Source organism: Streptomyces monticola, assembly GCF_042665355.1.
In the GTDB taxonomy this organism is placed as follows: Bacteria; Actinomycetota; Actinomycetes; order Streptomycetales; family Streptomycetaceae; genus Streptomyces; species Streptomyces monticola.
The window spans coordinates 16,547-28,187 of the sequence record NZ_JBHTCF010000002.1; the positions used below are offsets into that span (position 1 = coordinate 16,547).

Here is an 11,641-nt window from a genome sequence, read left to right on the forward strand (position 1 = left end):
CCCGGCTCTGTACCTGCGGTAGGCACGCCTAGCACCCACGCGTAGCACGTACGAGTACGACGCGCGCGTAGCACGTACGAGTACGACGCGCGCGTAGCACGCACGTGTAGTGCGCACCCCACCCTGACCTTTTCAAGCGCCGTGCCCTGTACGGCAGTTGGAGATACCCCATGTCCTTGTCCATGCCGGAGCTGCGCGCCGCGACCGGAGCCGTCGAAGAGCTCGTCCATCGCACCCAGGTCGGTGCCCTGCTCGACCGCTATCTCATCGGCCTCGACGAACACCACGAGCGGGAGCTCGACGAGAGCTGGGCCGAGTCGCTCTTCACCGCCGACGCCCGGGTGGAGTTCCCCGTGGGCCGGCACGACGGGATCGACGGCCTGGTGGCCTTCCACCACACGGCTCTCGCGAAGTTCGCGCGCACCCAGCATCTGAACTCCGGTGCGGTCGTGGACATCGAGGGGGAGCACGCCACCGTACGGGCCAATCTGATCTCCACTCAGGTGCTGCCGTCCGGGGCGCTGTTCACCACGGGCACCTTCGCCCGGGGCGAGGCCCGGCTCGTAGCCGCCGGATGGCGGTTGCGGCGGCTCTCCTTCGGCCTTGTGTGGTCCAGCGGAGAGCCTCCCGCGCGGAGCGCGTGACCACCGGCGGCGCCGATTCCCACCAGGAGAGCCAGAAGAGCCAGGAGAGCTGGAGAGCCATGTCCCGCACCGCACCGCACTCTTCCCGTGTCCGCCGGATCACCCTGGACGCCGCGGGCCTGACCCTGTCGGGCCTGCTCGCCGAACCCGCGGGCGGTGCGCCCCGTGCCGTGGTGGTCGCCCTGCACGGCGGCGGCATGACGGCCGGCTACTTCGACGGCCAGGCCGAACCACAGCTGTCCCTGCTCACCCTCGGCGCGAGCCTGGGCCTGACGGTGCTCGCCGTCGACCGCCCCGGCTACGGGCGCTCCGCCCCGGCGCTGCCCGAAGGACAGTCGCTCGCCGAACAGTCGGACACCCTGCACGCGGCGCTCGACACGTTCACCGACCGCTACGAGACGGGCGCGGGACTGTTCCTCCTCGCCCACTCCTACGGCGGCAAACTGGCCCTGACCGCCGCCGCCGACGACGGCCGCGGCGAGCGGTTCACCGGCCTGGACGTGTCCGGCTGCGGCCACCGCTACGCCGTCACCGCCGACGAACTCCCGGGCTCCCACGGCCGGGTGGACCGGCGACGCAGCTGGGGGCCGCTGCGGCTCTACCCGCCGGGCACCTTCCGCTGCAGCCAGGACGTGGTCGCCCCGATGCCGCTCCGTGAACGGCGGGAACTCGTCGGCTGGCCGGACCGGCTGCCCGGCCTCGCCGCCCGGATCAGGGTCCCGGTCCGGCTGACCTTCTCGGAGTACGAGTCGCTGTGGCGGCACGACGACGAGGCCCTGGCCGAGATCCGTGCGCTGTTCGGCGCGGCTCGATCGCATGGCGCCGTCGTCGAGCGGCAGCGCGGGGCCGGGCACAACATCAGCCTCGGCTGGGCGGCCCGCGCCTATCACCTGCGGGCTCTCGCCTTCCTGGAGGAGTGCCTCACGACCCGGCATGTCGCGACTCGGCACGACACGGGTCAGCCCGGCACGGGCCGGCACGGCACGTGTCAGGACCTCACGAGCCCGCGCCTCGCGGCGCAGGTGCCGCCCACGGCCACCGCGCCCTGCTGACCATGGACAAGAACCCCACCGGAACCCCCCGTGCTCCCCGGACTCCCCGAGCCCTGCGAACTCTCCGAACCCCTCACCCCCTCCGCTCCCTGTCCGTCCGCAACTTCCGGCTTTTCGCCGCCGGACAAGTGGTGTCCGTGGCCGGCACCTGGATGATGGTCATGGCCCAGGACTGGCTCGTCCTGTCGCTCACCGACGACTCCGGCACCGCGCTCGGCGCCGTCACCGCCCTGCAGTTCGCGCCGCTGCTGCTGCTCACGCTGCATGGCGGACGGCTCGCCGACCGGCACGACAAACGCCGCCTCCTGATGGCCGCCAACGTGGTGTCCGGCACCCTCGCCGCCCTCCTGACCGCCCTCGTTCTGTCCGGCGCGGTGCAGCTCTGGCACGTCTACCTGTTCGCCCTCGGCCTCGGCACGGTGAACGCCGTCGAGGTACCCACCCGGATGTCCTTCGTCAGCGAACTCGTCGGACCCGAACTGCTGCCCAACGCCTCCGCGTTGAGCGCCGCGTACTTCAACATCGCCCGGGTCGTGGGCCCGGCGCTCGCGGGACTGCTCATCAGCGCGGCAGGCACCGGACCCGTGATGCTGCTCAACGCCGTCAGCTATCTGGCCACGGTCCTCGCCCTGCGCCGGATGCGCCCGGCCGAACTGCACCGGACGGCAAGACCGGCCGAGCGGCCCCGGATCGTCGACGGACTGCGCCATGTGACCGGGCGCTCCGATCTGCTCCTGCCGATGGCGCTCGTCGGGGTGATCGGCCTGTTCGGCCTCAACTTCCAGCTGACGCTGCCCCTTCTCGCCAAGACCGTCTTCCACACGGACGCCTCCACCTTCGGGCTCCTCACCACCGCGTTCGCGGCGGGCTCCCTGCTCGCGGCGCTCGCGACCACCGCACGCCGGGGCCGCCCCTCCAGCCGTACGGTGATCAACGCGGCGTTCGCCTTCGGCCTGCTCACCCTCGCGTCCGGACTGGCACCCGGGCCGCTCACCGCCGCGCTGCTGCTCGCCCTCACGGGCTTCGCCGCCCTGTACTTCGCCCAGGCGGCGAACCATCGCGTGCAGCTGGGCAGCGACCCGAGTTATCGGGGCCGGGTCATGGCCCTCTACACCCTGGTCCTGCAGGGCTCCACACCGCTCGGCGCCCTGCTGATCGGCCGGCTCTCACAGGAGTTCGGCGCACGCTCCGGCCTGTACGCCGGGGGGACCGTGTCCCTCGTGGCGGCGGCCGTGGCGGCCGGGGCCCGGAGGTCCCGGCGCGGCCGCCGGGCCGGCGAACCACCCCCTGCGATCCGCGGCGACGAGCCCCCGATCCCACACGAGAGGCAGAGTTCCCATGGCAGTTGAAGGTCCCATGGCAGTTGAAGCTCCGGCCCTCACCGTCCGCCCCGGCGAGCTGCATCTGTGGGCGTTGCACCGGCCCTGGACGGGCGAGGAACCGCCGCCGATGGCGACCGGCGAACTCGACGCGAACGAACGCGAAAGGGCGGCCTCCTTCGTACGCCCGCGAGACCGGGCGCTGTACGTGTCGGCGCATCTCGCGCTCCGCCGTGTCCTGGCCCTCTACCTCGCGACCGACCCCGCCCGGGTGGCCTTCGGCAGGGCCCCGTGCCCGTGCTGTGACGGCCCGCACGGAAGGCCGGTGCTGCTCGGTGCCCCCGTGCCTCTGCACTTCTCCCTCTCGCACAGCCAGGGCCTCGCGCTGATCGGCGTCGCCGGGGTACCGGTGGGCGTCGACGTTCAGCGGCTGCCGTCGCTCGACTCGACCGATCTGTGCCTGTCCGACATGCATCTGTGGGAGCAGAAGGAGATCGCCGCCCTGCCCCTGGCCGAACGGCCGCGTGGATTCGCCGAGTTGTGGACCCGCAAGGAGGCCTACCTCAAGGGACTCGGCAGTGGCCTCGGCCGTGAACTCACCGCCGACTACCTGGGCGGCGACCTGGACGCCAGGCCCGCCGGGTGGGCCGTCGCCAATGTGCCGGGCGGCCCCGCGCATGTCGCCGCGGCCGCGTTGCTGACGGGCATCGGCCACACGGCCACGACACGGACGCTGCCCGTGCGGTGCCTGTACGCGGACGACGCGACCGCACTGATCACCGGCGCCGGTCCCGCCCGGCACACCGACCTGCCGGCCCCGGCCGCCGCGGAGTACGCACCGGAGTACGCCACGGACACACAACGAAACGGGTGATCCCATGACCACGACGACCCCTTCCCCGACCCCGACCCCGTCCCCTTCCACCCTCACCACCGGCCCGGACCGCCTCGGTGAGCTGGCCGGACTCAAGGAACTGGCCCGCAACGGGCCCGATCCGAAAGCCACCGAACGCCAGCACGCCAAAGGAAAGCTGACCGCCCACGAGCGCATCGAACTCCTCCTGGACAAGGGCAGCTTCGCCGAGGTGGAGCCGCTGCGCAGGCACCGGGCGACCGGGTTCGGCCTGGAGCACAGGAAGCCGTACTCCGACGGTGTCGTCACGGGCTGGGGGACGGTCGAGGGCCGCACGGTCTTCGTCTACGCGCATGACTTCCGGATCTTCGGCGGCGCGCTCGGCGAGGCGCACGCCATGAAGATCCACAAGGTGATGGACATGGCGATCGCGGCGGGTGCTCCGCTGGTGTCGCTCAACGACGGTGCGGGAGCGCGGATCCAGGAGGGTGTCAGCGCCCTGGCCGGTTACGGCGGGATCTTCCAGCGCAACACCAAGGCATCCGGCGTGATCCCGCAGATCAGCGTGATGCTCGGCCCGTGCGCGGGCGGCGCGGCCTACAGTCCCGCGCTCACGGACTTCGTGTTCATGGTCCGCGACATCTCGCAGATGTTCATCACAGGCCCGGATGTCGTGAAGGCCGTGACCGGCGAGGAGATCTCACAGAACGGTCTGGGCGGCGCCGATGCGCACGCGCAGACCAGCGGCGTGGCGCACTTCGCGTACGACGACGAGGAGACCTGCATCGCAGAGGTGCGGTATCTGCTGTCGATGCTGCCGTCCAACAACCGTGAACTGCCGCCCGCCGTACCGAACCAGGACCCGGCCGACCGCTCCGGCGAGGCCCTGCTCGACCTGGTGCCGGACGACGCCAACCGCTCCTACGACATCCGCTCGGTGATCGAGGAGTTCGTCGACGACGGGGAGCACATGGAGGTGCACGCCACCTGGGCGCCCAACCTGGTGTGCACCCTGGCGCGGCTCGACGGGCACACCGTGGGGGTCGTGGCCAATCAACCGTCCGCGATGGCGGGGGTCCTGGACATCAAGGCCAGTGAGAAGGGCGCGCGGTTCGTGCAGTTCTGCGACTCCTTCAACATCCCCCTGGTCACCCTGGTCGACGTGCCGGGCTTCCTGCCGGGTGTCGACCAGGAGCACGACGGCATCATCCGCCGCGGCGCGAAGCTGCTCTACGCCTACTGCAACGCCACCGTGCCGCGGATCTCGGTCGTCCTGCGCAAGGCCTACGGCGGCGCGTACATCGTCATGGACTCCCGCTCCATCGGCGCCGACATCGCCCTGGCCTGGCCGAGCAACGAGATCGCCGTCATGGGCGCGGAAGGCGCCGCCAATGTGGTCTTCCGCCGGGAGATAGCGGCCGCCGAGGACCCCGAGGCGATGCGCGCCCAGAAGATCGAGGAGTACAAGACCGAGCTGGTGCACCCCTATTACGCGGCCGAACGCGGCCTCGTCGACGACGTCATCGACCCCCGTGAGACCCGCGCGGTGCTGATCCGTTCGCTGTCCATGCTGATCGCCAAGGACTGCGACCTGCCGCGCCGCAAGCACGGAAACCCGCCCCAGTGACAGCACCAGTAACAGCCCCAGTGACAGGAGGACAGATCATGCCGGACGCATCCCTGCTGCGCGTCGTGAAGGGCAGCCCGAGCCCGGAGGAACTGGCCGCGATCACGGCCGTACTCATGGCCCGCAGGGCCGCCGGGGCCGGAACCGGGACCGGGACCGGGACCGGATCCGGTCCCGCGGATGACACCACACGCCGCGCACGAGCGGTGGCCCCCTGGCGCCGCCCGGAACGCGCCCAGGGCTTCCAGGGCCCGCGGACCTGGCGTACCGGCATGTGAGGACGCTTTCCGAACCGGAAAGTTGACTGTTGCCATGATGGAAACTCAAGGCTACTGTTTCCGTCATGGCAACAGACACGCACTTCGCCCACCACCCGCCGAGCCCCGAAGAGGCGCGCGCCGCGCTGGCCGAGGCGGACCGTGTCCAGGCCTCCACGGCGGCGCTGTCGGCCACCCCGTGGCCGACGTGGTTCGCGGCGGTCCTCACCGGGTATCTGGCCGCGCTGCCCTTCCTGTTCGGCGGCGTCTCGGCGGGGGAGGACTGGCCGTTCGACGAGCCTGTCCGGGGCCTGCTGCTCCTTGTCGTGAGCGGGGCGTACCTGGTGTTGTTCGCGGTGGCCGCCCGCTCCTGGCGGCGGCGCACCGGCGTGGCGCTCCGCTTCGACGTCCTGCCCAAGAAGGCCACGCTGCCGCTGATGGCCGGACTTCCGGTGGTCCTGGTCGGCTCGGTGGCGGCCTTCCGCGCCAGTGGGCACGTGGGCTGGCTCCTGGCCGGTTCGGTGCTGGGGGCCCTCATCTCCGTCGGCTTCCACCTCGCCTTCGTACGACTGCACCGGAAGGCCTCGTGACCGCCCGGCACGGCGACCCCATGGACGGCTTCGACACCCTGATCCACGCACCGCACCGGCTGCGCATCTGCGCCCTGCTCGACACCGCGGGCGAGGCCGAGTTCGGGGCCCTGCAGGATCAACTCGGCCTCTCCGCCTCCGCGTTGAGCAAGCAGGTGGCGGCACTCACGGACGCCGGGTACGCCACCCAGCGCAAGGCCGTACGCGACACCCGCCAGCGAGTCTGGCTGAGCCTGACCCCCCGGGGCCGCAAGGCCTACAACGGCCACCTCGTGGCCCTGCGCGCGATCGTCGGCGAATCCGGAACCGAGTAGCCCCCGACCCCCACGACCGCCCGACCCCCGGACCTCCGGGTCCCAGGCCGGATGGCCGCAGCTGCCCGGTCCCCGGCCCCCCCCGGCCGCCGGGTCCCCGGACTGCCGCCCGAACCGCCGGACCGCCGGGTCCCCGGGCCACCCGGCCGCAGCCGCCCGGTCCCCGGCCCTCTGGACCTCCGGGTCCCCGGACTTCCGCCCGAACCGCCGGACCGCCGGACCGCCGGGTCCCCGGCCGGATGGCCGCAGCCGCCCGGGTCCCCGGGGCTCCAGGTCCCCGGGCCACCCGGCCGCGGGCCAGACGGTCGTAGCCGCCCGGTCCTCGGTCCTCGGCCGCCGGGGTTCCCGGGCCGCCGAGCCGCCCGGCCCCGGGCCACTCGGCCGTCGGGCCACCCGGGCCACCAGGCCCCCGAACCGTCCGGCCCCCGGCCTCAGGACGCCGTCGGGGTCCAGTCGCCCAGCCAGTCGGCGACCTCGTGGTCCGCGGCCTGCTGGGCCGTCAGGTGGGGGCGGTCCTCGCTCGCGGGGCCCGCGCCGGGGCCGGTGTTGGCGTACTCCGCGAAACGGTCGTCCTTCCAGGAGAAGCCGCCCATGTCCGTCCACGGCGCGGTCTTGATCGCGGCGGGCAGCACGGTGTTGCGTACGACCGTCTGCGGGTCGAGCGACGCGTCACCGCCCGCGTGCCAGGGCCGGCCCAGGTGGAAGCTGCGCGTGGACACCTCGCCGTTGACCGTGGAGTTGGCGATCAGGAAGCCCTTCTGTCCGGCCGCGGTCGAGGGCGCCGTCACATAGCCCTGCGAGCTGCCGTCCCAGCGCTTCTTGAGGGTGAGCACCGAGCGGTCGAAGGCGGCGGTGGCGCGGCCGAAGACGAAGTCGGTGTTGCCGACGACGAACGAGTCGCGCACATACACGCGGCCCCGCTTGTCCTTGGCGGCACTGTCGAGGAGCAGGGTGTCCTGGTCGCCGTTCACGACGACGTGGTCGAGGAACACCTTGTCGGCGGCGGTGCGCAGAGCGACCGCCTGGTGGCCCTCCTGGCCCTGGTGCGCGGCCTCGTCGAAGTCGTTGGTGAAGGTCAGATTGCGGGCCTGGAAGTCATCGGCCTCCACGGCGACGGTAGCGCTGCCCGACGTGCCGTAGCTGCCGCCGCCCGGCTTGGCGGTGCCGGCCGAGCGGCCCTCGACGATCACCGCGTCCTTGGCCTGGCCGCCGGTGCCCTGCAGGGTGACGTGCGGCTTGTCAGCCGGGATCTTCACCGCCTCCCGGTAGGTGCCGGGTGCGACGGCGACGACGACGCGCTCGGTGTTGCCCGCGGGGATCGCGTCGACGGCGGCCTGCACGGTACGGAACTGGCCGTTGCCGTCCTTGGCGACGGTCAGGGTGGTGGCCGCCTGTGCCTTGGTGCCGGTGCCGGTGCCGTCAGAACTGCGCGGGCCCGCACCGGACTTGACGAGGGCGGGGACCTCGGCGGCCGGGTCGAGGGAGTAGTCGTAGAACTTCTTCGGGTCGAAGGCGCTGCCGCCGCTCTCGTTGCGCCCCGAGGTGTTCTTGAAGACGTTGCCGCGCTGCACGAGCGCGGCGGTGGCGTCCTTCGTGACCGGGTTCGCCAGGCCCTCGAAGTAACTGTTCTCCAGGACCATCGCGGTGCGGCCGCGCGCGTAGTTGCCGTAGGACGTGGTGATGTCGGTGCCCGGCTCGTCCTGCAGGTAGTTGTTGTAGAGGTGGGCGTGGGCGGCGTTGTCCGTCGAGGGGTTGCGCTGCTCGGTCTCGCGGAACCGGTTGTGGTGCACCGTGAGATCCGCCGTGGCGTTCTCGGTCCAGCCGATGCCGAAGGTCTTGTTGTTGTCGCTCAGCTTGTTCCAGGACACCGTCACGTACGTCGTGTCCTTGCGGCTGTCGATCAGGCCGTCGGCCATGTGCCGCAGGTCGTTGTGGTCGATCCAGACGTGATGCGCGCCGTCCATCTGGATGGCGTCCCAGTCGTGTTCCTTGTCGTTCCAGGTACCCGCGTAGGAGTCGCGGATGGTCAGGTTGCGGATGATGACGTTGTGCACGCCCTGGCCGAGGAAGAAGCCGCCGCCGACGATCTCGCCGGAGGTGCCGGCACCCACGATCGTCTTGTCCGACGCGACCTTGATCTCCTTGCCCTTGGGGTCCATGGTGATCGCGCGGTCGACCACGATGACATACGGCTCGGCGGCCGTCGCGTACTTCTCCAGGTCCGCGAGGGTGCTGACCGTGACGGTCTTGCCGTCGCGGCCGCCGTAAGTGCCGTTCTGGCCGCGGGCGTTGACGGAGGCGAAGCCGTCGGCCGACTCCGCGGTCGCCGCGGGCGCGGGCGCGGGTGCTGCCGCGGCCCGGTCCCCCGCGTCCTCGCCGAACAGGCCGAAGCCGCCGCCGTAGGTGGCCCCGGCCGCGACGAGAGCCGCGACCGGGACCATGGCGAGGGCACCTGCCCTGCGCCTGCGGTGCGCCCCGTACCGTGCCTGCCGATCTCTGCTGCGCTCTGCGGTCATGCCGTGTTCCGTTCCATGGGGGGAGGTGGATGACATACGGCGGTTGCCGCCGGGGCGCGTGAGGTTGCCGTGCATGGTGGGGCGTTCGCGAGAGAGCGGCAGCTGCTGATCAGCCGGGGATCAGCCGGGGATCAGCTGTCTGTGTGAGCTCGGAGGCCGAGGCTCAGAGCTTTCCGGCGCCCGCGCCCGCGGTCACCGAGGAGACGACAGAGGAGGCGGGTTCGGCGGTGTAGCTGTAGGGCGGGGTGGTGAAGGAGCCTGTGCGCGAGATCTCGGTGGCGGCTCCGCCGAGGTCGTTGCCGCGCAGGTTGGCGTAGCCGTCCACGTCGCTGCTGCGGCTGGTGGTGACGGCGATCTTCGTACTGCGGAAGACGTTGTTCTCCACCAGCATCTGGGCGCCCATGCGGGAGTGCACGGCCGTGTCCGCGCCCTGGACGTAGTTGTCGTAGAAGTGCCCGGTGCCGAAGCGTAGGCTGGGGATGCGTGAGTAGACGTTGCTGAAGTGGTTGTGGTGGTACGTCACCTTCAAGTACCCGGTGTCCTCACTGGCGTTGTTGTCGCTGTGGCCGACGAGTGAGCCCTTGAAGTGGTCCTTGAAGGTGTTCCAGGAGACCGTGACGTTGTTCGACGCGTGGGTGATGTCGAGCAGGCCGTCGTAGTAGTCCTTGTCGTGCGTACGGTCCGCGGAGAACGAGTTGTGGTCGATCCACACCTTGGTGGACTTCTGCACGGTGATGCCGTCGGCGGGGGCGACCGGCTTGCTGATGTTCAGATTGCGGACGATGACATTGCTGGCCTCCTTGATGCGAAGGCCGCCGCCGGTGAATCCGGAGCCCGAACCCACCCCCAGGACCGTGGTGTTGGAGCCTATGTCGACCTGCCCCGACAGGGAGAGCAGACCGTTGACGCGGACGACCTTGGCGCTGTTGCCGGTGACGGCGGTCTTGAAGGCGGAGAGGCTGCTGACGGTGACGGGGGAGGCGCTGCCGCCGCCGGTGGTGCCCGAGCCGAAGCCGACCGGTGAGGTCTCGGCGGCGCCGGCGGACTGCGGCAGGATCAGGGCGGCGGTGGCGGCGGCCGCGACGGCGGCCGCCGTGAGGGTGAGTCTGCGGGAGCGAGTACGCATGCGGGTGTAGTCCCTTCGCGCTGTCCTCGGACATGAGGCACCTTTCATGAGGCGAGCGCTTCCTGGCTCGCGCTTCATGGGCCGCGCTTCATGAGGCCCGTTTCATGTCCGTGAACTGCATTCGAGATGGCGTCTGAGATGGCGTTTCGCATGACGTGCGCAGTGCGGCCCGATACGGGAAGGCGGGCGGCCGGGGAGGTCGACTGCCCCTGGTCACAGGGGAGTCGTGGCCACCCGCCTCATATATGAGATCCCGTATACGGGTCATGTTTCTGAACGGAACGTAGAGTCGAAGCGCTTGCGCGTCAACGCTTCGGACGGATCGCATCCGGCCAACTGCCGGGGGACCCGGACACCCAGGCGTCGTGGTGCCGTAGTGCCGTACGCCGCAGCGGCGCCTGAACCAGTCGGCCGCCGGGAGCAGTCTGCTGTCGTAGCCGAACAGGGCCTGGTTCTCCCAGGCATTGCCCGAGGACGGGTCGGCCGGGTCCCAGCCGTTGCCGGTGACCGCGGTCCAGGTGGGCTCCCAGTAGACGACGCCCAGGCCGCGGCCGCCGGGCACGGCCTCGACGACGTTCATGATGTCGCGCAGCCAGGCCGCCTGCCCGGCCGCCGTGGCCGGATAGCCGGCCGACAGCTCGTCGGCCTTGTCGATGCTGTTCTCGTGGCCGTCCTCGCTGTCCAGACGGAACGGATGGGCGGTCTCGGCGACCAGGACCTGCTTGCCGTAACGGGCCGCGATGTCATCCATGTTGGCCTGCAGATCGGACAGGTCCCCGTGCCAGTACCCGTAGAACGACAGGGCGATGACGTCGTACGGGACGCCCTGCGCCGTGGCGTTGTCGAACCACCAGCGGTAGAGGGAGTTGTCGCCGCCATCAGCCAGGTGCAGCGCGATGCGGGTGGAGGAGGAGACCGCCTTGGCCGCGGAGAAACCGGACTTGAGCAGGCCCGCGAGCTGGGTCCAGTTGTCCGTGGACCCCTCGGGCCACAGCAGCCCGGTGTTGATCTCATTGCCGATCTGCACCGTGTCCGCGGTGGTGCCCTGCGCCTTGAGGGCGTTCAGGACGTCGTACGTGTGGTCGTACACATCGGTCTTCAGCCGGCTGTAGGAGTGCGACGCCCGGGCGGCCGGTTTCCTCTGGGCGCCGCGCACGGTGGCCGCGTGAGAGGCGCGCACGGTGACCGCGTACGAGGCGCGCACGGTGACCTCGTGCGAGGCGCGCACCGTGACCTCGTGCGAGGCGTGTGCCGCCCGGGTGAAGGTGCTGTTCCCGTCGGGCTGTTGATCCACAGAAGCTGGAACCGCACCCGTGCCTGCGGCACTCTTCCGTTGCGTGCCC

At 70.9% G+C, this 11,641-nt stretch carries 10 protein-coding genes and 1 pseudogene; 8 read left to right on the forward strand and 3 right to left on the reverse strand.

The annotated features are described in order from the left end of the window. Positions 1 to 170 precede the first annotated feature (170 nt). From ACFQVC_RS05605 to ACFQVC_RS05640, 8 genes are all read left to right on the forward strand, one after another. A complete protein-coding gene (locus ACFQVC_RS05605) occupies positions 171 to 644 on the forward strand; it encodes a nuclear transport factor 2 family protein (RefSeq protein WP_381827179.1) in 474 nt (157 codons plus the stop codon). A 59-nt stretch (positions 645 to 703) separates the two neighbouring features. Beyond that, positions 704 to 1,696: an alpha/beta hydrolase gene (locus tag ACFQVC_RS05610; protein ID WP_381827181.1), complete on the forward strand. Its 993-nt coding sequence runs from the start codon at positions 704 to 706 to the stop codon at positions 1,694 to 1,696. 53 nt (positions 1,697 to 1,749) lie between these two features. Further along, positions 1,750 to 3,045, forward strand: a complete 1,296-nt coding sequence (locus ACFQVC_RS05615; protein WP_381828225.1) for an MFS transporter — start codon at positions 1,750 to 1,752, stop codon at positions 3,043 to 3,045. A 7-nt stretch (positions 3,046 to 3,052) separates the two neighbouring features. Further along, positions 3,053 to 3,889 carry a 4'-phosphopantetheinyl transferase family protein gene (locus ACFQVC_RS05620; RefSeq protein ID WP_381827183.1) on the forward strand — a complete coding sequence of 279 codons (837 nt, stop codon included), beginning with the start codon at positions 3,053 to 3,055 and terminating at the stop codon, positions 3,887 to 3,889. Between the two features lie 4 nt (positions 3,890 to 3,893). Then, positions 3,894 to 5,495: an acyl-CoA carboxylase subunit beta gene (locus ACFQVC_RS05625; RefSeq protein ID WP_381827185.1), complete on the forward strand. Its 1,602-nt coding sequence runs from the start codon at positions 3,894 to 3,896 to the stop codon at positions 5,493 to 5,495. A gap of 38 nt (positions 5,496 to 5,533) precedes the next feature. Next, positions 5,534 to 5,773 (forward strand): acyl-CoA carboxylase subunit epsilon, encoded by a 240-nt coding sequence (locus ACFQVC_RS05630; RefSeq protein ID WP_381827186.1) that lies wholly within the window; start codon positions 5,534 to 5,536, stop codon positions 5,771 to 5,773. A gap of 65 nt (positions 5,774 to 5,838) precedes the next feature. Further along, positions 5,839 to 6,342, forward strand: coding sequence for a hypothetical protein (locus ACFQVC_RS05635; RefSeq protein WP_381827188.1), 504 nt, complete (start codon positions 5,839 to 5,841; stop codon positions 6,340 to 6,342). Beyond that, positions 6,339 to 6,656, forward strand: coding sequence for a transcriptional regulator (locus ACFQVC_RS05640; protein ID WP_381827190.1), 318 nt, complete (start codon positions 6,339 to 6,341; stop codon positions 6,654 to 6,656). The genes ACFQVC_RS05635 and ACFQVC_RS05640 overlap by 4 nt, the downstream gene beginning before the upstream one ends. Before the next feature lie 431 nt (positions 6,657 to 7,087). On the opposite strand, the gene ACFQVC_RS05645 is transcribed toward ACFQVC_RS05640, so the two are convergent. The 3 genes and pseudogenes from ACFQVC_RS05645 to ACFQVC_RS05655 form a co-directional block, all read right to left on the reverse strand. Then, positions 7,088 to 9,172 carry a pectinesterase family protein gene (locus ACFQVC_RS05645; RefSeq protein ID WP_381827192.1) on the reverse strand — a complete coding sequence of 695 codons (2,085 nt, stop codon included), beginning with the start codon at positions 9,170 to 9,172 and terminating at the stop codon, positions 7,088 to 7,090. Positions 9,173 to 9,335: 163 nt separating this feature from the next. Next, positions 9,336 to 10,298: a pectate lyase family protein gene (locus ACFQVC_RS05650; protein WP_381827194.1), complete on the reverse strand. Its 963-nt coding sequence runs from the start codon at positions 10,296 to 10,298 to the stop codon at positions 9,336 to 9,338. Positions 10,299 to 10,689: 391 nt separating this feature from the next. Continuing rightward, positions 10,690 to 11,448: pseudogene (locus ACFQVC_RS05655) on the reverse strand (glycoside hydrolase family 53 protein); the annotation flags it as partial. Positions 11,449 to 11,641 lie beyond the last annotated feature (193 nt).